The organism is Acidithiobacillus ferrooxidans ATCC 23270, assembly GCF_000021485.1.
Taxonomy (GTDB): Bacteria; Pseudomonadota; Gammaproteobacteria; order Acidithiobacillales; family Acidithiobacillaceae; genus Acidithiobacillus; species Acidithiobacillus ferrooxidans.
In genome coordinates this window covers 2,334,166-2,357,238 of record NC_011761.1, presented here as the reverse complement: position 1 = coordinate 2,357,238, position 23,073 = coordinate 2,334,166, and the positions used below count along the sequence as shown (strand labels likewise).

General features: G+C 57.0%; 23 protein-coding genes, 1 tRNA gene and 1 pseudogene. 14 read left to right on the top strand and 11 right to left on the bottom strand.

What is annotated here, in order from left to right:
- Positions 1 to 257 precede the first annotated feature (257 nt).
- From AFE_RS12165 to AFE_RS12155, 3 genes are all read right to left on the bottom strand, one after another.
- A complete protein-coding gene (locus AFE_RS12165; protein WP_009562049.1) occupies positions 258 to 1,352 on the bottom strand; it encodes a copper resistance D family protein in 1,095 nt (364 codons plus the stop codon).
- A gap of 8 nt (positions 1,353 to 1,360) precedes the next feature.
- Positions 1,361 to 1,735, bottom strand: a complete 375-nt coding sequence (locus AFE_RS12160) for a copper resistance CopC family protein (RefSeq protein WP_012537315.1) — start codon at positions 1,733 to 1,735, stop codon at positions 1,361 to 1,363.
- A gap of 431 nt (positions 1,736 to 2,166) precedes the next feature.
- On the bottom strand, positions 2,167 to 2,601 hold the full coding sequence (locus AFE_RS12155; protein WP_009564021.1) for a hypothetical protein: 435 nt from the start codon (positions 2,599 to 2,601) through the stop codon (positions 2,167 to 2,169).
- Between the two features lie 770 nt (positions 2,602 to 3,371).
- On the opposite strand from AFE_RS12155, the gene AFE_RS12150 reads away from it, so the two are divergent.
- The 3 genes from AFE_RS12150 (at position 3,372) to AFE_RS17120 (ending at position 5,082) form a co-directional block, all read left to right on the top strand.
- Complete coding sequence (locus AFE_RS12150) at positions 3,372 to 3,557, top strand: hypothetical protein (protein WP_012537313.1); 186 nt, start codon at positions 3,372 to 3,374, stop codon at positions 3,555 to 3,557.
- Between the two features lie 1,073 nt (positions 3,558 to 4,630).
- Positions 4,631 to 4,918: a hypothetical protein gene (locus tag AFE_RS16400; RefSeq protein WP_158303830.1), complete on the top strand. Its 288-nt coding sequence runs from the start codon at positions 4,631 to 4,633 to the stop codon at positions 4,916 to 4,918.
- A 29-nt stretch (positions 4,919 to 4,947) separates the two neighbouring features.
- Positions 4,948 to 5,082: a hypothetical protein gene (locus AFE_RS17120; RefSeq protein ID WP_230959335.1), complete on the top strand. Its 135-nt coding sequence runs from the start codon at positions 4,948 to 4,950 to the stop codon at positions 5,080 to 5,082.
- Between the two features lie 215 nt (positions 5,083 to 5,297).
- Here AFE_RS17120 and AFE_RS12135 read toward each other — a convergent pair whose 3' ends face one another.
- The 8 genes and pseudogenes from AFE_RS12135 to AFE_RS12105 form a co-directional block, all read right to left on the bottom strand.
- The gene (locus AFE_RS12135; RefSeq protein WP_009561385.1) at positions 5,298 to 6,050 is read right to left on the bottom strand and encodes an MBL fold metallo-hydrolase; all 753 of its coding nucleotides are present in this window, start codon (positions 6,048 to 6,050) and stop codon (positions 5,298 to 5,300) included.
- A 53-nt stretch (positions 6,051 to 6,103) separates the two neighbouring features.
- Entirely contained in the window at positions 6,104 to 6,445 is a 342-nt protein-coding gene (locus AFE_RS12130; protein WP_012537310.1) for a DsrE family protein, read from the bottom strand.
- Positions 6,442 to 7,719 carry an MFS transporter gene (locus AFE_RS12125; protein ID WP_012537309.1) on the bottom strand — a complete coding sequence of 426 codons (1,278 nt, stop codon included), beginning with the start codon at positions 7,717 to 7,719 and terminating at the stop codon, positions 6,442 to 6,444. Before AFE_RS12125 ends, AFE_RS12130 begins: the two co-directional genes overlap by 4 nt.
- Complete coding sequence (locus AFE_RS12120) at positions 7,716 to 8,072, bottom strand: ArsR/SmtB family transcription factor (RefSeq protein ID WP_012537308.1); 357 nt, start codon at positions 8,070 to 8,072, stop codon at positions 7,716 to 7,718. The genes AFE_RS12125 and AFE_RS12120 overlap by 4 nt, the downstream gene beginning before the upstream one ends.
- Positions 8,069 to 8,338 carry a hypothetical protein gene (locus tag AFE_RS12115; RefSeq protein WP_009565762.1) on the bottom strand — a complete coding sequence of 90 codons (270 nt, stop codon included), beginning with the start codon at positions 8,336 to 8,338 and terminating at the stop codon, positions 8,069 to 8,071. Before AFE_RS12115 ends, AFE_RS12120 begins: the two co-directional genes overlap by 4 nt.
- Before the next feature lie 53 nt (positions 8,339 to 8,391).
- A pseudogene (locus AFE_RS17115) lies at positions 8,392 to 8,472 on the bottom strand (alkaline phosphatase family protein); the annotation flags it as partial.
- Between the two features lie 357 nt (positions 8,473 to 8,829).
- Entirely contained in the window at positions 8,830 to 9,858 is a 1,029-nt protein-coding gene (locus AFE_RS12110; protein ID WP_225487671.1) for a ribonucleotide-diphosphate reductase subunit beta, read from the bottom strand.
- A gap of 126 nt (positions 9,859 to 9,984) precedes the next feature.
- Complete coding sequence (locus tag AFE_RS12105) at positions 9,985 to 12,831, bottom strand: ribonucleoside-diphosphate reductase subunit alpha (protein ID WP_012537306.1); 2,847 nt, start codon at positions 12,829 to 12,831, stop codon at positions 9,985 to 9,987.
- A gap of 324 nt (positions 12,832 to 13,155) precedes the next feature.
- Between AFE_RS12105 and tldD the strand changes: the two genes are divergently transcribed.
- From tldD to AFE_RS12050, 11 genes are all read left to right on the top strand, one after another.
- A complete protein-coding gene (gene tldD, locus AFE_RS12100) occupies positions 13,156 to 14,601 on the top strand; it encodes a metalloprotease TldD (RefSeq protein WP_012537305.1) in 1,446 nt (481 codons plus the stop codon).
- 97 nt (positions 14,602 to 14,698) lie between these two features.
- Complete coding sequence (gene ftsH, locus AFE_RS12095; protein ID WP_009564125.1) at positions 14,699 to 16,624, top strand: ATP-dependent zinc metalloprotease FtsH; 1,926 nt, start codon at positions 14,699 to 14,701, stop codon at positions 16,622 to 16,624.
- Positions 16,625 to 16,677: 53 nt separating this feature from the next.
- Positions 16,678 to 17,454: a dihydropteroate synthase gene (gene folP, locus AFE_RS12090; protein WP_012537304.1), complete on the top strand. Its 777-nt coding sequence runs from the start codon at positions 16,678 to 16,680 to the stop codon at positions 17,452 to 17,454.
- A gap of 38 nt (positions 17,455 to 17,492) precedes the next feature.
- The gene (gene glmM / locus AFE_RS12085; RefSeq protein WP_009566647.1) at positions 17,493 to 18,857 is read left to right on the top strand and encodes a phosphoglucosamine mutase; all 1,365 of its coding nucleotides are present in this window, start codon (positions 17,493 to 17,495) and stop codon (positions 18,855 to 18,857) included.
- A gap of 118 nt (positions 18,858 to 18,975) precedes the next feature.
- Positions 18,976 to 19,737 (top strand): triose-phosphate isomerase, encoded by a 762-nt coding sequence (gene tpiA, locus AFE_RS12080; RefSeq protein WP_215905524.1) that lies wholly within the window; start codon positions 18,976 to 18,978, stop codon positions 19,735 to 19,737.
- A 4-nt stretch (positions 19,738 to 19,741) separates the two neighbouring features.
- Positions 19,742 to 20,143, top strand: coding sequence for a preprotein translocase subunit SecG (gene secG / locus AFE_RS12075; RefSeq protein ID WP_012537303.1), 402 nt, complete (start codon positions 19,742 to 19,744; stop codon positions 20,141 to 20,143).
- A gap of 40 nt (positions 20,144 to 20,183) precedes the next feature.
- Positions 20,184 to 20,268: transfer RNA gene (locus AFE_RS12070), tRNA-Leu, on the top strand.
- 130 nt (positions 20,269 to 20,398) lie between these two features.
- Entirely contained in the window at positions 20,399 to 20,755 is a 357-nt protein-coding gene (locus AFE_RS12065) for an NADH-quinone oxidoreductase subunit A (protein ID WP_009566650.1), read from the top strand.
- Entirely contained in the window at positions 20,746 to 21,222 is a 477-nt protein-coding gene (locus AFE_RS12060) for a NuoB/complex I 20 kDa subunit family protein (RefSeq protein WP_009566651.1), read from the top strand. The genes AFE_RS12065 and AFE_RS12060 overlap by 10 nt, the downstream gene beginning before the upstream one ends.
- Before the next feature lie 3 nt (positions 21,223 to 21,225).
- Entirely contained in the window at positions 21,226 to 21,834 is a 609-nt protein-coding gene (locus AFE_RS12055; RefSeq protein WP_009566652.1) for an NADH-quinone oxidoreductase subunit C, read from the top strand.
- Positions 21,818 to 23,071, top strand: a complete 1,254-nt coding sequence (locus tag AFE_RS12050; RefSeq protein ID WP_012537302.1) for an NADH-quinone oxidoreductase subunit D — start codon at positions 21,818 to 21,820, stop codon at positions 23,069 to 23,071. Before AFE_RS12055 ends, AFE_RS12050 begins: the two co-directional genes overlap by 17 nt.
- Positions 23,072 to 23,073: the final 2 nt, after the last annotated feature.

Genomic DNA, 23,073 nt, shown 5'->3' with positions numbered 1-23,073 from the left:
AGCCGCCAGGGTCATGATTTCCTGGATGACGGTTTTTACCCAGCGGCGCTTGGCGCTATAACGCGGTGCGATATTGTCTCAATATCGGCCGGTTATGTTGTGATGTTACGTTTCAATATTGAAGCCCGCTGTAAATCTATGGTATCCCGTTCCAGCGCATTTCCGGCTATTTCCGGACCTTTGATGGGGCAACCGCCTTTCTGCACGATCCGATCCTGTTGTTCACGGAGAACCCCCACAACCCGCCATGGGATAACTTACCCCTGGTGAATAGTCACGTTATTTTTAAATAACTGTGCATTTATGGTATTTATTGTCAGGATTCTGTCGTGGACTATGTGCAGGTTTGTCTGCGATAACACGAGGTTCCGTATATCAGTTGGGGGCATGGCATGGTGGAGAATGGCCGACACGATAAAGATCGCCGCCCCCAACGCGCTTTGTATAGTCACAGTGCGGGCGCAGTACCTCAGGGGGAGATTTCCGGCATCATCCATATTTGGAAAATTGCGCATCCGAAAACCCGGCAACCTGGAGAATGGATGTGGAGCCCTTTTCCGACCGCTCCAGATGTCCAGTGTCGGAAGATTCGTATAGCGATTGTAAGCCCCCAAATAGACCAAGCACACAATGAGCGCTAACTTGACGAGAAGTATTTGACCGAAAGCGCTTTGCCAGAGGGCATCAGCCTTCCCAAGCCCTTCCCACGCTTGGTAAATCCCCGTAAGAACGATTACAGTCAAGCCCGTAGCCGCGACGCTCGAAAAACGGCCAAAGGTATCAGTTGCAACGCTTCTGTTCAGATGCTGGCATTTGAGCAGCATCGGAAAAATAATGAATGCCCAGACAAAGATACCCCCAACCCAAATCCCACTACTGAGGACATGTAACCAGTCCACCCAGGCTGCAAGTGCAAAATGACCGTGGTCCCCGGCATGGCCTGTCGTACTGCGCGTGAACGCAATTACGGCCAGCATAACGGCTGACACCGGGACGGAAAGACCACGATCCATGCGCAGTCTTCCTACGTACCATGCGACCCACAGCACGACCAGCGCCAAAATCCGAACCTGCCAGATTCTCCCAAAGTCGGTTTTTTCCACAACCACGGGCAAAAATTGCATCAAATCTGCAATTGGTGCCCGACTTAGCTCAAGAGTGCGAGATATCAGTATCAAAAAGCTACTCGCAGACAGCAAAACCACGGCGCCACCGAACCATGCCCAAAGGTTGGGTAACAACCGATGAACATCTGGACGGAAAATCACCCATCCGTAACAAACCAGCAATCCCACGCATGCTGCTATTGCTAATATATCAAGCAAGGTGGCAAAAACAAACAGTGGTTTCATGTAGTAGCTTACTTCACCGCAAATGACCAGTGGCCATGAGTATGGTGCCCGTCACTGGCCACGACGCTCCAGTACACGAAATATTTACCAGCCACAAGTGGCTTCAGTGGCGCAGAAAGCTCAATTCGGTTTCGGGACACATGGCTTGTCAGACTGACCACCGCACCTTGGGCATTCTTGACCGTGAGTTTTGAGAATAAGCGATCAATGGAAGCATCATACCAAATGGTTACTTTTTTCGGCGCGGTTGCCAAGGTTGAACCAACAGTTGGAGATGACTTGTCTGGAAAGGCATGAGCGTAAGCCGCGTTCGGCACCAGTGTAAATGCTGCCAATATGGTTAACCTACTCAACATATTCTTCAGAATGGCTTTCTTGGTCATGGTTTGCGGCTCCTTGATGATTTTATTATTCCCATATTATTGGGGCGTTACGTGACTCTTACCTTGCCACTTTCCATTATTTCATATTTGCGCAGTAAAAGTCATTCAGGCCAAAGCGCTTTGTCTTATTTTCCGAGCGCCATCTGTCTTTCCCATAATTTGCCGTATCATAGCAGGCTAACAATGTGCATATCACTGCCCATGCTCTGACCTCGATGACCCTGCACCAACCTATCGCGCAACTCATTCAAATCAGCGCGGTGGATTTCCATAAGGTTGGCCCAACCTTCATCCTGGTTACATAAAGATAACACCAATGCTGCTATTTCGGCAGTTCCCCGCAGTAAGATTGCTGTACAAGTAACCCTGCGCAATCTCCCAAAATTATACACTGGGCAATGACGGGTCCCTTGCGCTGCAGCTAAACATATTTACTTCACTGTAACGGTGATGCATCGGTTTACCCCAATAAGGACATGTGCCACCGTGGCTTCCTTAATGCAAATAGTATGTATCCCAGGAGCCATGGTACCCAGAGAAAAACTGCCTTTCAACTCGTGCGTAAGGCCTTTAAAGTGGTTGTCGACATAGAAATGAATGTGGTTTCCGCCAGGGGCCAGGGTAACGTCATACGATATGACAACGGGAGTCCTAGCGTTGATTCTTGAACCGTTAGCTGGTGATAATATTTTTATATATTTCTTTCCGGAAACGGAAGTTCCGCTACCACTAGCCATTTTGGCCATACTGTAATTGTTCATGGCAAGCTGCAGCGGGTGGTCCACCGCTGCGCCGACCGGCGCTATCACCATGCTCAACACCACGGCGGTAAGCACCCATAGGATGCGGAAAATATTTTGGCTCATGAGGCACCTCCAGATATACGTCGGTCCAGTAGCGAAATGTGCGTTTGGCTGACCAAGTTTCTCAGCCCTGTTTCAGTATAGTGGGTCGAAGCACAATAGGATAGAAGCTGCGCCAGATGGTCATCACCTGATGGGCAATGCGATGACGCTTTAGCTGTTTTCAAGAAGATTCTGGCGTACTTGTCCGGTAGCCATAGGCAACTAGTGACAGTAGTATGTTGAGCCTCTGCCTTAATGCGATCATGGCACCGGTCCGCAGCACCTACAGGCGTACCTTGGCGAGTTCAGGTTTCATTTCAGGCGTCGTTACTATCCGTGTCACCGCACAAGCCTATGCCGATATCTGCATAGAAAAATTACCGCCAACTATACTAGCGGATGGCTGTGACAACCGGATAAGCACGGATTCCGAGTGGCACGCAAACCTTCGTGTACGCGACCCTTGCCGAACACCCCACTGGTTTTGGCGTAGAATCCCAACTGTGGGGTTTAGGATCTATCCCTTAAGCATGTACAATGGTGGTGTGAGTGGGTGTCAACCGGACGCGATGGGGATCGAGAACTCGAGGATTTTTCCGGTTTCTAATCGAGACCTTAAGGAGTTGGTATGCCTGACCCGTAACCCAACCCACTCACACTTCTGTTGTGGAGCCCGCCGAGCGCCCACCCTGTCCTTCTGGACAGGGCAGCAAGCGTGCAAATCTTCTGGGGCGTGCTACACTTTGGCCGTATGGTAGCGCTATCTGACTATTATTTTGGGGGTGGTCATCATGTCTAAAAAACAGGCGAGAGCTCTTGCGATTACCTTGGCAGTAGTGGCTGCCTTTTTGGTTCTAGGTACCATACCTCTATTTAGTAAGGTGGCCTTATTCTTGGTGGGGTTGATTTTCGTCTTAGCCTTTGTTTTACTTGTGTTAGCACTTATTGTTGGTATTCTGGTGCTTGGAGAGACCTGATGTATCGCTGAATATAGCGCAAATTATGAGGCGGATTCCACTTTAATGAGACATGGAAGCCGTACGGCAAGTAAGATTGACGTAACGTCCCTAATACGGGGGACCCCGGGCTACGTTACGCATGAATATAACCTGCTGATTGTAATCATATATAGCCATATTTCAACACTCTATGCAGATTCTGTCTGTAATTTGTCAATAGATTCTGTCGGTCGTGGCGTAGCCTGAGAGCATGGGTATTTTTAAAATCAGAGGGTTGCCGAAGACTTTGGCGGCGCCCTGGCTATGGGAGTTAGTCGGAATTCACCACACCCCGGCAGGAGTGCGGGGCGGCAGTAAACAACCGGAGCAGGGCTATGTTTAGACAGCGGTTTTCACTGATAAAAAACCGCTTGGGCTGCGACTCGTTCCGCCTGAGGGGGACCGCCACCATATCGTTAGGCGCGGACGGCCCTTCATTATTCTGAGCCCATACTTCATTGAAACTCGTTTTTCCTAAATGCCAGGATCTGGCGATCCATGCATTCTTCCCGACAGCCGTTCTTATTATTATCGCTATATTCACATACGAAACGATAAAATCCAGAAACGACGCTCGCTCCGAGCTGCATAATCAGGCTTTAATGGTTGGGCTCGTCATAGCGAGCGGCGTGCAGGAAAAGTTTAACGCCAAGTTTGATGGCCTGGACTTCTTTATCGATTTTGTTAACTTTCCGAAAGATTAAAACGTTCATATCCATAACATAAAAATCAAGGCTGATTTAAAAACGTTTCAACAAACCCACCATAATAACATATCCATAAATCTTATAGAGCCTTAGGGTAATTTTGCCTCCGGAAATAGCAAAGAACTATGTTTTCGACCCATCTCAAAAAATTACTTTCGTATTAATGGTGACAAAGACCGCCTTATCGGGGCACCATTTGACTGCCGCAGTATTCATTCCTGGGTGCTACCCATGCTTGTGCATATCATAAATATGGAAGGCCAAACGAAAGGATTTATCTATTCTCCATTTCTGCTTTCGTCCCTGAATACTATCCGTACCACTCCATCAATCCAGGAAATAGTCTTGAGTTTCAGGGGAGGCAAGCGGATATCTGTCTGGGATGGTGGCCATTGGGCGCCGCCCGGCACCTCTCTGCCAGTTTCCGTAAGCACTATCGAAGTCCCTGTGCCTGGACTGTCACTCGTCGTCCATGTCGTTTGGACTGCGGCGACACTGAACCGAATCTTCTGGCGGAAAGAACTCCCTTACCTGATTATCGCGATATTTCTCATCGGGGCCATTGCTGCCTCCGATGCCATACAACGGCGTCATCGTCAGGAGTTGTCCGGCAATCGCTTTCTGACACGCTGACCGGATTGCCCAATCGCCGTAGCCTGGAGGTGGAACTGGAACACGCCTTTGCCTATGCTGATCCCAAGCAAAAGCTCCTGGCAGTGTGTATATTGGCTCTCTCTCGCTTAAAAAGAACGTGTAATCAAAACTTCATGTTTTGCCATTTTTGGGACCAATTCTGACACTGAACTTGTCAATCAACGTGCCCATATGTTCATGTCTAGTAATCGCTATCAAGGCGTGCTGCGGAAAGCAAATTAACCAAAGCGGCCATTCAGGATGAGCATCTTCAGCACGCGGAGTTCGGCCAAAGCGGACGGTCACGGTAAATCACTTAGCAAGTGGTGAAGAAGGGCTTCTCGCGCTCAGGGTAGGGGTTTCGCCAGCCGGAAAGTGCTCACCCTCCCTGGAAGGATGGGTCGCAAAGACGGCGGAGCGTTTCTGGAATGTCCTCCGGACATTGCCCGCAGGCAAGATTGGCAGGGACAGCGTATGCCATCTTTTGCGGATGGGCCAGTTTCAGATCAGCCATGATGGCCTGGAACTCCGCCGAGCTTTTGCCGGCCAGGCGCGGGTTCCGCTCCTTTTCCTGGGCAATGGACGAGACATGCCGGTGCTGATAATCATGGGCCGGATAAACCAGGGTGGCGTCGGGCAGGACAAACAGCTTTTCCTGAACGGAGCGGTACAGGGTGGCGGCGTCGCCATTCTGGAAATCGGTGCGCCCGCAGCCATCAATGAGCAGGGCATCTCCGGTGAAAACCCGCCAAGTGTCGCCGTCCACCACCAGATAAGCGTGGTGGGTATCGGTATGTCCAGGGGTAAAAAGGGCTTGAAAATGGAGCGAACCCAGGCTCAGAGGCCGTTCTTCGGCCACCCCGAAATCGGTGCAGGGCAGGCCATCCATGGCCGGCCCTGCAATCCGGCTGCCGACGCGGGCCTTGAGCTTGCGGGCGCTACTCACATGGTCGGCATGGATATGCGTCTCCAGGGTATAGCTCAGGCGCAGCCCGAGATCATGCAGGACTTGCAGATCCCGCTCCACGGTCTCCAGCACCGGATCGAGGAGTACTGCCTGCCCTGTCTGGGTACAGCCGAAGAGATAGGTATAGGTAGCGGATTCTGTTTCGAAGAGCTGACGGAAGATCATCGGGTTGCACTCCTTCGTGATGGCAGGTGAATCGGCGGCGCACAGGCGATACTTCAGAAACAGACGACCTCATCCGCGGCGCTGATCCAGTCGGACAGACCCTTCATGGAACTTTTTGTAACACCGTCTGGTAAAGACCCTGCCCATCCCTGGCTTTTGAGGGAAGTGCCACAACACTGCACGGTCAAACCCAGATCCAGCAGTTCCAGAAAGAGCGCACGGGTAGACTTCGCGAATTCCCTTGCGGGCGCCAGCAGCCCAATCCCCTGTCCAGCCAGGAAAAGGCGCACCTCCTTGCCCTCGGCCAGCATGGCGCCGGCAAGACGCACCGCCGTATCGGCGCGGGGATTATCCGCCTCGGGAGCGGCATGCAAAACAATCAACGCGATGGTCATACATTACCCTTTTTTTGAACAGGACGAGGATGGGTTTCTTTCACGGTCAGGGCCACCCACAGCCCCGACAGGGCGACAATACCGGCCGTAGCCCAGACGGCGGGGAGAATTTCGTTACTCCATTGCGCCACCAGCCCCAGCAGCAATCCGCCGATGGCATAACCGGTATCGCGCCAGTACCGATAGACACCGAGGATACGCCCTCGCTCCAGCGGTGGGGCCGTGTCGGACATGGCGGCGACCAGGTTCGGGTACAGGAGCGCCATGCCTAGACCCATGATGAGCGCCGTCGACATCCACAAAACAAAGCCTTGCACCAAGGCAGTGGCCGCCAAGCCCGCAGACAACAGAAAAAAGCCGCTGACAATGGGGATCTTGCGGCCGATGCGATCGGCCAGATAGCCGGTCCAGAGTTGCGAAAGCCCCCAGACGGCACCGTAAACGCCGGTGATCCAACCGATGGCCACCACTCCCATGGCGTGCTCCAGGAAGTAGAGCGGAAAGAGCACCCAGACGAGGGTGTCGGCCACCTTGTTGGCCACCCCCGCCTGGCAAAAGGCGCGGTAGCGCGGATTCTGGAAAGAGACTTCGAGAAAGCTCTGCATCCAGCTCCGCTTTGGCGGGGGGGAGGATATGGGGCCCGCGGCGTGCTCGGCGTGAACCCAGGCGATGGTATCGCGCACGCGTAACAGCAGCACCAGGGCCAGCAGGACCACCCCTAGGCCGAAGAGCAGCAACGCCCAACGGGGGCCATAGAGCACGGCCAGATAGCCCGTGGCCAGCCCCGCCACGCCCATGCCCAAATAACCCACCGCCTCATTGATTCCCACTGCCAGACCGCGCTGTCGGCTGCCCGCCAAGTCGATCTGACTGGTCACCGTCATGGTCCAGGTGAAGGCCTGGTTGATGCCGAGAAAGACGTTGGCGGCGACGATCCACCACCAGTTGGCGGCAAAGAAGATCAGCAACGGGATGGGAATGCCGGCAATCCAGCCGATCAACAGGACACGCTTACGCCCGACACGATCGGAAAGGGAGCCCGCCACCAGGTTGAGGGCTCCTTTCACCAGACCGAAGGAGATGACAAAGGACGCCAGGAAGAGAAAAGCCCCCTTGGCCACCCCAAAGTCCTGGGCGAGGGACGGCAAGACCGTGCGCTCCATGCCGATGATCAAACCGACAAAAAAGACCTGCGAGGTTTGCAGCAGAAACTGGCCACGGTTGCGGGCAATTCCCCGCTGATAGGCCCCGGCGGCTGCCTGCACCGGGTTCATGAAGGCGTCTTGCGCAGCGGCACGACTTCCGCCAGTTGCTGACGGCAGGCGGTGGTAATATCCATCTGGTCAAGAATCAACTTCCGCACGATCTCGCAGGTCTCCAGCACGGCAGGGCTGGTGAGACGGTAATGGCAGAAGGTGCCGCACTTGTCGCAATGGACCAAGCCACGTGCCTTGAGCACGTTGAGGTGTTGCGAGACATTGGCCTTGGACAGCCCGGTCAGCTCGGTCAACTCCCCCGCCGTATGCTGCCGTTCTCCCAGGTAATGGATCATCTCCAGGCGCTTGGGATGGGTCAGCGCCGCAAAGACCTCGGCAAAGAGGGCGAAACGCACCGTCTCCGCGCTCATGCCGCCGCACCCAGATTGGCCGCCACGATGCGCGCCATCTCCGCCGGCCGCTCCGGGATGTTGGCCGTGAGTTCGCGGATGAAGGCGTCGCGGTCGGTCATGGACAGATAGGGGTCCCAGCGCTTCTCGAAGCCGATGGTGGAGGAGGGCTTGCCGGACAGGTCGGCACCGCAAACGCTGCCTGCCGCATGGCCGGGGAAGATCTCCAGATCGTCGGGCAGGGTGAGGAGTTTGGCGTGGATGCTGTCGAAGATCCGGCCGGCCATCTCCTCCGGCGTTCCCCCCCAAATCGGGCCTGCCGACTGGACTTGGGATACAACTGGCCGAGTATATTATCGAAGGACCGGTTTTCCAGCATGAGGACCACGATATGATCAATCTTTCCGGAATATCCGCTCATACCCGACCCTCCCAGCAGTCCTCAAGCAAATTTTTCTATTTGGTCTACTGAAGTGTAGCAGGCTGCGTGGGAGTTGTGGGGCATTTCAACCTCGATCTTTTGTGGAGGTTTGGCCCGGGACAGCGGGATGGCTCCATTACGCCGACCCTGGAATGTCGGCATATTTGCCGACCGTGACACGCCCAATAACGAATGACCGGAATCGCTGCACTGTGGACATTCGAATTATGGTTGGACATTACGCGCGAGAAGAGGTTTTTGTCTTTTGCTGCCTCTTCATTAAGAAGTGGCAGCCTACGTTTGGCTGCCTAGTCTCGCTTGATCTCACTTTATGTGTCGTCCAACGGAGCAGCCCGCTTATTCCCAGCTCAGCGCCCCGCCGGTCTGATACTCGGTGACCCGCGTCTCAAAAAAGTTCTTCTCTTTCTTGAGATCCATCATTTCGCTCATCCACGGGAAGGGATTCTGTACGCCCGGATACTGCTGCGGCAAACCAAGCTGCACCAGACGGCGATTGCCGATATATTTGACGTATTCCCTGAAGACCGGTGCATTCAGACCGAGCACCCCGCGGGGCATGGTATCGTCGGCGTAAGCACATTCCAACTCTACGCCACGGCGGATCAGGTCGATGATTTCCTGCTGGAAAGCCTCCGTCCAGAGTTGCGGATTTTCCACCTTGATCTGGTTGGCCATATCGATACCGAAATTGCAGTGCATGGATTCATCGCGCAGGATGTACTGATACTGCTCCGCCGCGCCTACCATTTTGTTCTGCCGGCCCATCGCCAGAATCTGGCTGAAACCCACATAGAAAAAGGTGCCTTCCATAATCGCCGCAAACACGATCAGTGAGCGTAATAATTTCTGGTCATTTTCCAGGGTGCCGGTTTTGAAATGGGGGTCCGCCAGAACGTCGATAAAGGGCATCAGAAACTGATCTTTATCCCGTACCGAAGGCACCTCGTGGTACATGTTGAATATCTCGCCCTCATCGAGGCCGATGGATTCGACAATGTACTGATAGGCGTGGGTATGAATGGCCTCTTCAAAGGCTTGGCGCAGCATATACTGGCGGCATTCCGGGGCGGTGATATGACGATACGTGCCCAGCACGATGTTGTTGGCCGCCAGGCTGTCCGCCGTCACAAAAAAGCCTAGATTGCGCTTCACGATACGCCGCTCGTCCTCGGTCAGCCCCTTGGGGTCTTTCCACAGGGCGATGTCCCTGGACATCTGAATTTCCTGGGGCATCCAGTGGTTGGCGCAGGCGGCGAGGTATTTATCCCAGGCCCATTGATATTTAAAAGGCACCAGTTGGTTGACATCGGCGTGGCCGTTAATGATGCGCTTGTCTTCGGCGCGCACCCGTTCAAAACTGGTCATGCCAGTCTCCTCGATGCCACCAACATGCTCCGGACGCGTCGCTAACGGTCCATTGAGAATGGATTCTTTACGAAGATTTTCTTCAAAACTTAACATGATGTTTTCCTTTTTCAAACAATTCCCGTATCACTGACAGGCCTCACAAGTCGGATCGTCGATCGCGCAGGCTTTGGGTTGACCTGATACGACCGCATTGAGGGTGCCCGTCTGCACCGTCGATTTTTCCGCTGCCGTGGCGCCCAGTGAGCGCAGGTAGTAGGTGGTCTTCAGGCCGCGTTTCCAGGCCAGCCGGTAGATCTCGTCAATTTTCTTGCCGGAAGGCTGGCCGAAATAGAGGTTGAGACTCTGGGCCTGATCCAGCCATTTCTGCCGCCGCGCCGCCGCTTCCACCAGCCATTCCGGGTCGGTTTCAAAAGCGTTGGCATACAGGGGCTTGATGCTGGCCGGAATGCGGTCTACGGGCATGACCGAGCCATCGAAGTATTTCAGATCATTGACCATGACCTCATCCCAGAGTTCCAGGCGTTTCAGGTCGTGAACCAGATAGCTGTTCACCACCGTAAACTCGCCGGACAGGTTGGATTTGACATAGAGGTTCTGGTAAATCGGTTCAATACCCTGGCTGACACCGACAATATTGGAGATGGTGGCGGTGGGCGCAATGGCCAGGCAATTGCTGTTGCGCATGCCGCCCCGTACCTTGCTACGCAGTGTTGCCCAGTCCAGATGCTGGCTGCGGTCCACGTCCACGCCGTGCTCACGGCCGGCCGCGAGCAGGTCGATGCTGTCGATGGGCAGGATACCCTGACTCCACAGGGACCCTGGGAAGCTCTGATAGCTGCCCCGTTCCCGGGCGAGATCGGCCGATGCATCGATGGCATGGTAGGAAATGACTTCCTGGCTGATGTCGGCAAAGGCGAGGGCTGCTGCCGAAGCGTAAGGAATCCGCATCTGTAACAGGGCATCGGAGAAGCCCATCAGCCCCAGGCCCACCGGCCGGTGCCGCAGATTGCTGTTGCGCGCCTTGGCGACGGCGTAGTAGTTCATGTCGATGACATTATCCAGCATCCGCATGGCAACGCGGATGGTGTGGTGCAACTTTTCCCCATCCATCATGGCGAGCAGTTCTTCCGGCGTGCTGTCCTCGCGCAATGCGCCGGCGTCCGCCACTGCCCGTAAATGGGATACCAGGTTGACGGACCCCAGGTTGCAGACGGCAATCTCTTTGGCGTTGGTATTGAGGGTGATTTCGGTGCAGAGGTTGGAGCTGTGCACCACCCCAACGTGCTGCTGCGGGCTGCGCAGGTTGCAGGGGTCCTTGAAGGTGATCCAGGGATGGCCGGTCTCGAAGAGCATGGTCAGCATTTTGCGCCAGAGATGAATGGCTGGTATGCGCTTGAACAACTCGATGCCGCCCGCATCCGCCATGCGCTCATAGTGCTCATAGCGCTCCCGAAACGCCGACCCGGTGAGGTCGTGCAAATCCGGTGTTTCGTTGGGGCTGAACAGCGTCCACATGGCGTTGTTCTCGACGCGTTCCATGAAGAGGTCGGGGATCCAGTTGGCGGTATTCATATCGTGGGTGCGGCGGCGGTCGTCGCCGGTATTCTTGCGCAGTTCGAGGAATTCCTCGATATCCATGTGCCAGGTTTCCAGATAGGCGCAGACCGCGCCTTTGCGCTTGCCGCCCTGATTGACCGCCACCGCCGTGTCGTTGACCACTTTGAGGAAGGGAACGACGCCCTGCGACTTGCCATTGGTGCCTTTGATGAAGGAGCCCAGCGCACGCACCGGCGTCCAGTCGTTCCCCAGCCCGCCGCTGAACTTGGAGAGCATGGCGTTTTCTTTGATGGCTTCGTAGATGTCATCCAGGTCGTCACCCACGGTGGTCAGGAAGCAACTGGACAACTGCGGGCGCAAGGTTCCGGCGTTGAACAGGGTGGGCGTCGAACTGACGAAGTCGAAGCTGGACAGCACTTCGTAAAAGGCGATGGCGTGGGTTTCGCGGTCGACTTCATTCATCGCCAGACCCATGGCCACCCGCATCCAGAAGGCTTGCGGCAACTCGATGCGGCGCTCCCGTACATGCAAGAAGTAGCGGTCATACAGAATCTGCATGCCCAGATACTGGAAGTCCAGATCCCGCTCCGGCCGGAGCGCGGCGGTGATGCGTTCCAGATCATACTGTCCCAGGCGCGGGTCGATCAGCTCATTCTGGATGCCGGTTTGCAGATAGTCGCGGAAATACTGGGGATAACGTGCGGTCATCTCCGCCTGCGTCGCGGCTTCACCGAGCACTTCCCAGCGCACGCGGTCGAGAAGCAGACGTGCCGAGGCGTAGGCGTAGGCGGGATCGCGCTCGATCAGCACCCGGCTGGCCAGAATGGGGGCCTGAAACAACTCATCCTCACTGATACCGTCGTAGAGATTTTTGACGGTGTTGCCGAGAATGGCGTCTATCGACACGGCGGTGCCCAGGCCGCTGCAGGCTTCGTCGATGACGGCGCGCAATCGTACCATGTCCAGTGCCCGCTGGCTGCCGTTCGGATAGCTGACCCGAATAACCGGGACGTCGGCTGGGGTTTCCGCCGCAGCTTGCTGGCGGCGTTCCCGCGCGCGCTCCTCGCGATAAAGTACATAGGCCCTGGCGACTTCGTGTTCGCCGGCACGCATGAGCGCCAGTTCCACCTGATCCTGAATGTCTTCGATGTGAAAGGTGCCGCCCCCCGGCTGGCGCCGTTTCAGTGCTTCAATCACCTGTTCCGTCAGGCGGCTGACGAGGTCACGAACGCGCGCGCTTGCCGCCCCGCTGCCGCCTTCCACGGCCAGGAAGGCCTTCGTCACAGCGATATGAATCTTGCTGGCGTCAAAATTGACCATCGCGTTGTTGCGACGAATGACTTTGTAATGACTGGCTTCGGAAGGGTCGTAGGCAGGGTTACCGATGACGGCCTGGGTGGTAGGTTTAGACATGGGCGACTCCAGATCAGGGCGGTGGTGAGTACAAGCAGTGACAGCGGAAAGCATGGCAGCTGAATACTAAATATAGACTTGTTTCTGTTGGTGTCAACTACATCTTGTGCATAATATGGTGCGCAAATGGTGCAAAAGATGTGGATAACCGAACCAGCGGTATCATTTCACGACGAAATTTTATCCCGCTCGGCGGGCGGATGGCGGTTCGGGCCTGGCTGCCGACAACCTTGGTCTGTAGCAGGCGCAGCAGACGGTTTGGACTTGTTCTAAACCATGGGTTGGGCGCATACTGACTGTCTTAATCTGTCAGAAAGGAACGTCATGACTGCCTCAGCCCTGGAAATTGCCCGCGCTACCCTTTTTGCACCTGGCGGAATCAGCGAAGGGGCGTTGGAAAAGGTGTTCGGTCGCCTCTCCCATCGCGCCCTGGATGATGCGGATCTGTATTTTCAGTACAGCCGCAGCGAGGGCTTTAGCCTGGAAGAAGGGGTCGTGAAGTCAGGCAGTCACTCCATTGAACAGGGAGTGGGTGTGCGGGCGGTGAGCGGTGAGCGTCAGGGGTTGGCCTATTCTGACGAAATCGCGGTTGATGCCTTGTTGACGGCGGCGGATGCGGCGCGCGCCATTGTCCATCGTCCGGGTCAGACGAAAGGACTGGTCTGGCAGCAGCGTCCGGGGCTGGCACTATATCCGCCGGTCGATCCTCTGGCTTCCATTTCCAATAGCGAGAAAATCGCCCTGCTGGAACGGGTGGAACGGGCCGCCCGGGCCTGTGATCCGCGCATCGTCCAGGTGATGGCCAGCCTCAATGCCCGCTTCGAGGCGGTGCTGGTGGCGCGTCTCGACGGTACGATGGCTGCCGATGTGCGTCCTTTGGTGCGCCTCAACGTCTCCGCCATCGCCGAGCAGGGCGGGCGGCGTGAGCAAGGCAGCGCCGGCGGCGGCGGCCGTTACGATTATCAGGCCTTTCTTCAGGGCGACATGGCCGAAGGCTTCGCCCGGGAAGCCGCGCGTCAGGCGCTCGTCAATCTGGAGGCGGAGGCGGCCCCTGCCGGCACCATGGAAGTGGTCCTCGGGCCGGGATGGCCGGGCGTGCTGCTGCATGAGGCAATTGGCCACGGACTGGAGGGGGACTTCAATCGCAAGGGCACCAGCGCCTTCAGCGGCCGGGTCGGCCAGCGGGTCGCCGCGCCGGGCGTCACCGTCGTGGATGACGGCACGCTCGATGGGCGCCGCGGGAGTCTGAATGTCGATGACGAAGGGACTCCGACTCAGTGCACGACACTGATCGAGGATGGCATTCTCAAAGGTTATCTGCAGGACACCCTGAACGCGCGTTTGACCGGGACGCGTTCGACCGGTAATGGACGCCGCGAGTCTTACGCGCACTTGCCGATGCCGCGGATGACCAATACCTATATGCGGGCCGGGGACCGCGATCCCCGGGAAATCATCGCCAGCGTCAAACGCGGGCTCTACGCCGTCAACTTTGGGGGCGGTCAGGTGGACATCACCAACGGCAAATTCGTTTTTTCCGCATCGGAAGCATATCTGATTGAAAACGGTAAGATAACCAGGCCTGTCAAAGGCGCGACCCTGATCGGCAACGGCCCGGATGTGCTCACCAGGGTTGAAATGATCGGCAACGACCTCCAGATGGATACGGGAGTGGGCACTTGTGGTAAGGATGGCCAGAGTGTACCCGTAGGTGTTGGACAGCCGACGCTGAAAATCCGTGATCTGACGGTGGGGGGAACGCAGGGTTGAGGAAGCTGCTCTTGTCAGGCGGTCTTGAGAAGGTTAAGATCGAACGATATATTGGTCTTATAATCAGTCTAAATTCTCCCGGTCGGGGGGTGAGCTAATGAATAATGTCTTAAAAAATGTACTATTGTGGGTGGCGATCGGCGTTATCCTGATGCTGGTGTTCCAGAACCTCAATACGAGCAGTTCTACCCCGGCCCAGGCCATGGATTTTTCGACCTTCGTGAGTAGTATCAAGCAAGGTCAGGTCGCGGATGTCACCATCAACGGTAATCATGTGGAAGGCAGCCTGAATTCGGGGCAGCATTTCAGCGTCTACACCCCGGCGAACGACACCCAGGTTGTTCCCCAACTGTTGGCCGCAGGAGTGAAGATCTCGGTCAAGCCCCCGGAGGGGCAGTCGCTGCTGCTCTCCATCCTCATCTCATGGTTCCCGATGTTGCTGCTGATCGGCGTGTGGATATTCTTCATGCGCCAGATGGGTGGTGGTGGTGCCGGTGGTCGCGGCGCGATGACCTTTGGCCGCAGCAAGGCGCGGATGCTGACCGAGGAAAACAACAAGGTCACTTTTGCCGATGTGGCAGGTATTGAAGAAGCCAAGGACGAACTGGCCGAGATTGTTGAATTCCTGCGCGATCCGCAGAAATTTCAACGCCTCGGCGGACGTATTCCCAAGGGTGTGCTGCTCATGGGTTCGCCGGGTTCCGGTAAGACCCTGCTGGCGCGTGCCATCGCCGGAGAGGCGCGGGTACCATTCTTCTCCATCTCCGGCTCCGACTTCGTGGAAATGTTTGTTGGCGTGGGTGCATCGCGGGTTCGCGACATGTTTGAGCAGGCCAAAAAGCATGCCCCCTGCATTATCTTCATTGACGAAATCGACGCAGTGGGTCGTCAGCGTGGCGCCGGCCTGGGTGGCGGTAATGATGAACGCGAGCAGACCCTGAATCAGTTGCTGGTGGAAATGGATGGGTTCGAGGGCACCGAGGGCATCATTGTCGTCGCGGCTACCAACCGTCCGGATGTGCTGGATCCGGCGTTGTTGCGGCCCGGCCGCTTCGACCGGCAGGTCACCGTTCCGTTGCCGGACATTCGCGGGCGCGAGCAGATTCTGCAGGTACACATGCGCAAGGTGCCGGTTGCCCCTGACGTGGACGCCAAGGTCATTGCCCGCGGTACCCCTGGCTTCTCCGGCGCCGATCTGGCCAACCTGGTCAATGAAGCGGCGCTGATGGCGGCTCGTAGAAGCAAGCGTCTGGTGGACATGATTGACTTTGAAGATGCCAAGGACAAGGTCATGATGGGCGCCGAACGCAAGTCGGTGGTGATGAGCGACAAACAGCGTGAGACCACGGCCTATCACGAGTCCGGTCATGCCGTGGTGGCCAAGCTGCTTCCGGGCACGGACCCCGTGCATAAAGTCACCATTATCCCGCGTGGCCGGGCCTTGGGGCTCACCATGCAGTTGCCGACGGAGGATCGCTTCAACTACGAGCGTCAGGAAATTCTCAACAATATCTCCATTCTCATGGGTGGACGCATCGCTGAAGAAGTATTCCTCAACCAGATGACGACCGGCGCAGGTAATGACATCGAGCGTGCCACCGACCTGGCGCGGCGCATGGTGACCCAGTGGGGCATGTCCGGCATCGGGCCGATGGTCATTGGTGAAAAAGAGGAAGAGGTATTCATTGGCCGGGAAATGACCAAGCACAGCAATATCTCGGAGCAGACGGCGAGGACCGTGGACGGAGAGGTACGCGATATTATTCAGGAGCGTTACGGTATTGCCCGTAAACTGATCGAAGAAAATCGCGACAAGGTCGAGGCCATGGCCCGGGCTCTGCTGAAGTATGAGACATTGGACGCAAAACAGGTGAGCGCTATCATGGCGGGGCATGATCCGCAGCCGCCGGTGGAAGGGGGAACGGGAAGCTATCCTTCCACTCCCGACGGCAATGTCACAACGGCCGACAAATCCGGCGGACAGTCGTTGCCCAGCCTCAACCCCGGCGAACACCCGGTTTGACCCTGACGCTGGATTGCAATGGGCGCCCCCTGGTTCTCGGGCGCCCTTGTGTTATGGGAGTGCTTAATATCACTCCTGATTCCTTTTCGGATGGCGGTACCTATCTGTCTGCGGATGCCGCCCTCGTGCGCGCCAAACGGATGTGGGAGGAGGGTGCCGATATCATCGATATCGGGGCGGAATCCACCCGCCCCGGGGCGCCGGCGGTGACGCAGGAGGAAGAGTTGCGGCGACTTCTGCCGGTGTTGGAGGCGGTGGCGGCAGAGGTGCCGCTGCCCATTTCCATTGACACCAGCAAAGCCGCTGTTATGCGTGCAGCCTGGTCTCTGGGCGCGGGGCTCATGAATGATGTGACCGCGTTGCGTGCTGATCCGCTGTCACTGGAGACCATCGCAGGGTTGGGTGTTCCCGTCTGTCTGATGCACATGCGGGGTACCCCGCAGAATATGCAGGAGAACACCCATTACCGCGATGTCGTGGCAGAGGTGAAGGATTTTCTGTCCGAGCGTGTAGCACAGTGTGTCGCCGCAGGCATTCCCCGGCACCATCTGCTGGTAGATCCCGGCTTTGGTTTTGCCAAGGATCTGGAAGCAAACCGTACTTTGCTGCGCCATCTGGATGACCTTGCGTCCCTGGAGCTGCCGCTGCTTGTGGGTCTTTCCCGCAAACGCATGATCGGTGAGCTCTCTGGTGTAGAATCGGCTTCTGAGCGTGTGGCGGGCAGTGTTGCCGCGGCACTTTGGGCCGTGTCGCGCGGCGCCAGCATCGTACGTGTCCACGATGTCGCAGAAACGGTGCAGGCATTGGGGGTCTGGCGCGGATTGGCTTGATTTGAAGACCGCTGTTCCTATGTGGAGTTAGGCAAACGATGACCAGAAAGTGGTTTGGGACCGACGGAGTGCGTGGTCAGGTCGGTGATTCTGTTATTCACCCGGAATGGGTGCTCCGCCTGGGCTGGGCTGCGGGGCACGTGCTCACCGCCGACGCGCCAGGTCGGCCCCGGGTAGTTATCGGCAAGGACACCCGTCTGTCCGGATACATGCTGGAGTCTGCCTTGGAGTCCGGGTTGGCGGCGGCAGGCGTCGATGTTCTACTGGTTGGCCCCTTACCGACGCCGGCCATCGCCTATCTGACCCGTACCCTGCGCGCGGATGCCGGTATTGTGATCAGCGCGTCGCACAACCCTTATCAGGATAACGGCATAAAATTCTTCTCCGGAGACGGCTACAAGTTGCCGGATGCCCAGGAGGAGGCCATCGAAGCATGGATGGACCGGCCGATGGCTCTCTCGGCCTCGGAGCGGCTGGGCAAGGCCCGGCGGGTGGATGATGCGGCGGGCCGTTATGTGGAGTTCTGTAAAACCACCTTTCCCGCCGACCTCGATCTGCGCGGAATACATCTGGTGCTGGATTGTGCGCACGGCGCCAACTACAAAGTGGCGCCCATGATTTTCGGGGAGTTGGGAGCCACACTGGAATTGCTGGGAGCGGAGCCCAACGGCGTCAACATCAATGATCAGGTGGGTTCCACTCACCCGGAAGCGCTGCGTGCCGCGGTGCTACGCACCGGCGCCGATGTGGGCATTGCGTTTGATGGCGACGGTGATCGCCTGCTCCTGGTGGACGGTCGGGGTGAGTTGCTCGACGGTGACGAAATCCTTTGGCTGCTGGCGCGGAATATGTGCCAGAACGGTGGGCTCTCCGGCGTGGTGGGTACGGTCATGAGCAACCTTGCCCTGGAGCAGGCGCTGGCTGGCTGTGGTGTGCCCATGCTGCGCACGCCCGTAGGTGACCGTTACGTACTGGAAGCCATGCGCCGCCATGGCTATCCGCTGGGCGGCGAGTCGTCGGGGCACATCATCACGCCCGCGAACACTACCGGCGATGGCATCCTTGCCGCGTTGCGGATACTGGCCATTCTGCGCCGCAGCGGGGTGACGCTGGCAGCCCTGCGGGAAGGCTATAGCGCTTTCCCCCAGGTGCTGAAAAGCGTGCGCATGGCCGGGGCGCAAACACTGCTCGACCAGTCATCGGCACACCAGCTCATTGCTGATGCGGAGGATCGTCTCGGGGGAAGCGGGCGCCTGCTGGTGCGCCCATCCGGTACGGAACCGGTATTACGGATCATGGTCGAGGCCGCATCCGCTGATATGGCGGCCGATGTAGCCGCAGCGCTGACCAGTGGTTTAACCAAGCTGGCTCTTGCCGGTGCTGTCCCAAGACCACGAAATTGACCATTCGAAGCTGAATCTTTACACTGGCGCCTACATTACTGGGCTGTCGGCCACCCCCAGGGGACGGTGAGGTTGTCGCAGACACTGAGCATAAGGAAGAATCGCCGTGCGTCCCACTATGGTAGCAGGAAATTGGAAGATGAACGGCCTGAGTGGGGATGCCGTGCATCTCACTCAGGCCATTCTTCACGCAGGGCTGGAGCCGATGCGCCCGGAGGTGGTGATCTTCCCGCCTTTTACCCTGCTCCACGCAGTGTCTCAGGAGGCCAAAAGCAGCGCCTTGCGTTGGGGGGGGCAAAACCTTTTCTGGGAAGCAAGCGGCGCCTATACCGGAGAAATATCCGGGGCCATGCTCCGTGATATGGGTTGCCGTTATGTGCTGATCGGGCATTCCGAGCGGCGGCAGATTTTTGCGGAGAGCGACGCGCAGATTGTCCAGAAGATTAAAGCAGCATTGCTGTCAGGTCTCATCCCCGTGGTTTGCGTGGGTGAAACAGAGGCGGAGCGTGCGCAGGGTCTCACAGATGCGGTATTACGCCGTCAGCTCGAAGCCGTGCTGCCCCTGCTGAATCTCGAGGCGAGCCAACCCAACCTGATCATTGCCTATGAACCTGTTTGGGCCATTGGCACAGGTCTGAGTGCCAGCCCTGAACAGGCACAGGCGGTCCATGTGTTCATCCGCGAGTTGGCAGCCGCTTATTCGGCGCAGCTTGCCAGGCGTCTGTTGCTGCTTTATGGCGGAAGTGTTAAAGGCAACAACGCCGCCGCGCTTTTTGACCAGGCGGACATTGACGGGGCCCTGGTGGGTGGCGCGTCCCTGCAGGCGGGTGAGTTTATCCAAATTTGTCGTGCTGCCGAGTCGGCAGGACGAGGAGGCTGAATCGATGTACACGGTGTTGCTGGTGGTCCAGATCATTATTTGTATCGTTCTGGTGGGGCTTGTCCTGATTCAGAAAGGGCAGGGTGCTGATATTGGCGCCGTCTTCGGGGGCGGTGGCTCGCAGACGATTTTCGGAGCGCGTGGTGCGGGGAATTTTCTGAGCCATACTACGGCCGTGATCGGCGCGCTGTTTTTTTTGAACAGCCTCGGGTTGGCCTATCTTTCCGATCACTCCAGCAGCAGTGTTTTTTCCGGCATCGCCCTGCCCAGCAAGGCGCCGGTGACGACGTCGGCACCCGTAGCTCCCATCGTTGCTGCTCCGGCACAGTCGGTAGCAAGCGCAGCGAGCCCGGTGACCAGTGCGGCTTCATCTGTTGTCGCAGGAAAGACCCCCGTCAAGCCTTGACGTCGCCAGCGCATCATGAGAGAGTTTTAATAGTTATCAGGCCGAAGTGGTGAAATTGGTAGACACACCGTCTTGAGGGGGCGGCGGCGCAAGCTATACCGGTTCGAGTCCGGTCTTCGGCACCAAATTGCAGCCCTACGGGCTGTTTTTTTATCTCTGATCTCATCCAGAGATATGATTTATATACTAAAAAAATAATTTATCAGTGGCTTTGGATGTGTTTTCCGGAGCCCGTATCGGGTGGAGGGGTTGGAGATGTTGAACCACTATTTGCCAGTGCTCATATTTCTGCTCGTCGCATTGGTGGTTGGCGTAGCCCCACTGCTGATGGGGTCTTCGCTGGGGCCACACAGGCCGGACAGCGAAAAGCTCTCGCCCTACGAATGCGGGTTCGAGGCCTTTGAAGATGCGCGCATGAAATTCGACGTGCGCTACTATCTCGTTGCCATTCTTTTCATCCTCTTTGATCTGGAAATTGCCTTCCTCTTCCCTTGGGCGGTGGTCTTTGATCAGATCGGGATGACAGGTTTTCTGGCCATGATGCTATTCCTCGCCATTCTCGTGGTCGGTTTCATTTATGAATGGAAGAAGGGGGCGCTGGAATGGGAATAGAGGGCCTTCTCGAAAAGGGTTTCGTCACCACGACCATCGACACGGTAGTCAACTGGGGCCGTACCGGTTCCCTCTGGCCCATGACGTTCGGCCTCGCCTGCTGTGCAGTGGAGATGATGCACGCCGGGGCCGCGCGTTACGACCTGGATCGTTTCGGTATTGTCTTCCGTCCCAGTCCGCGCCAGTCCGACGTGATGATCGTGGCGGGAACGTTGGTCAACAAGATGGCCCCTGCCTTGCGCAAGGTCTATGACCAGATGCCGGAGCCGCGCTGGGTGGTCTCCATGGGCTCCTGTGCCAACGGCGGCGGCTATTATCACTATTCCTACAGCATCGTGCGGGGCTGTGACCGCATCGTGCCCGTGGATATCTACGTACCGGGTTGTCCGCCTACTGCTGAGGCCTTGCTTTTCGGCCTGGTCCAGTTGCAGAAAAAAATCCGCCGCACCAATACCATTGCCCGGTGAGACATGACTGACGCACTCGAAAATCTGCGCCAGCATCTCAGTGATGAACTGGGCGCGACATTGCGAACTGCGCACCTGGATCGCGGCGAACTGACCGTGGAATTGTCCCGTGAGGGCTTCCCTGCGGCATGTCTCCTGCTTCGGGATGATGTGGCCTGCGCCTTTGATTTGCTGGTAGATGTCTGCGGAGTGGACTACTCCGCCTATGGCGAAGGGCTTTGGGAGGGGCCGCGCTTTGCCGTGGTCTATCATCTGCTCTCCCTGAAGCACCGCCAGCGCCTGCGGGTGCGTATTTTTGCCGATGACGATCTGCCCATCGTGCCCTCCGTAGTGGAGGTCTGGGCTGCCGCTAACTGGTTTGAGCGTGAGGCCTTTGATCTTTACGGGATTCTTTTTGATGGCCACCCCGATTTGCGGCGCATCCTTACGGACTACGGCTTTGTCGGCCATCCCTTCCGTAAGGATTTTCCCCTGGTCGGTACGGTGGAAATGCGTTACGACGCGGACCAGGGCCGGGTGGTTTACGAGCCGACGCGCACCGAGGAGCGCGTGGTGGTACCACGTATCATCCGTGAAGCAGGGGAGGGTCGCTACAATGCCCGAAATCAATAACTTCACCATGAACTTCGGGCCGCAGCATCCGTCTGCCCACGGTGTGCTGCGTCTGGTACTGGAACTGGACGGTGAAGTGATCGAGCGCGCCGATCCCCACATCGGTCTGCTGCACAGGGCTACCGAGAAGTTGGCGGAAAACAAGACCTATCTGCAGAACCTGCCTTATATGGATCGGCTCGATTATGTGTCGATGCTGTGCAACGAACACGCGTACTGTCTGGCGGTAGAGAAACTGCTCGGCGTTGAAGTGCCGGTTCGTGCCCAGTATATCCGTACCCTGTTCGACGAGATTACCCGCATTCTCAATCATCTGCTCTGGTTGGGTGCCTATGCCCTGGACGTCGGTGCCATGAGCGTCTTTCTTTACTGCTTCCGCGAGCGGGAAGACCTCATGGATGTCTATGAAGCGGTATCCGGTGCGCGCATGCATGCCGCCTACTATCGCCCGGGGGGGGTGTACCGCGACCTACCTGCCCAGATGCCACAGTACCAGCCGTCTCCTTACCGTGACGCCCGGCGCCTGCAAGAGCTCAATGCCAACCGTCAGGGCAGCATGCTGGATTTCATAGAGGACTTCGCGCGCCGTTTCCCCACCTACGTGGACGAGTATGAAACCCTGCTGACGGACAACCGGATCTGGAAGCAGCGCACGGTGGGTATCGGTGTGGTGGGGCCGGAACGGGCCATTCAACTGGGCTTCACTGGCCCCATGCTGCGCTCTTCCGGTGTGGCTTGGGATCTGCGGCGTACCCAACCCTACGCAGCGTATGCCGATCTGGATTTTGATATCCCGGTGGGTAAAACCGGGGACTGTTATGATCGCTATCTGGTCCGCGTCGCGGAGATGCGGCAGAGCAACCGGATCATTGTCCAGTGTGTGGATTGGCTGCGCAAGAATCCTGGCCCGGTGATTACCGATGATTTCAAGATTGCCGCGCCGTCCCGCGAAGAGATGAAAACCAGCATGGAGGCGTTGATTCATCACTTCAAGCTATTCTCCGAAGGGATGGCGGTTCCTGCGGGTGAAGTCTATGCCGCGGTGGAGGCTCCCAAGGGGGAATTTGGCATTTATATGATTTCGGATGGTGCCAACAAACCCTACCGGATGAAAATCCGGGCACCCGGATTCCCGCATCTCGCCGCTATGGACGAGATGGCCCGGGGACATATGATCGCGGACGTGGTGGCTATTTTGTCCACCATGGACATTGTTTTTGGCGAGATCGACAGGTAAGC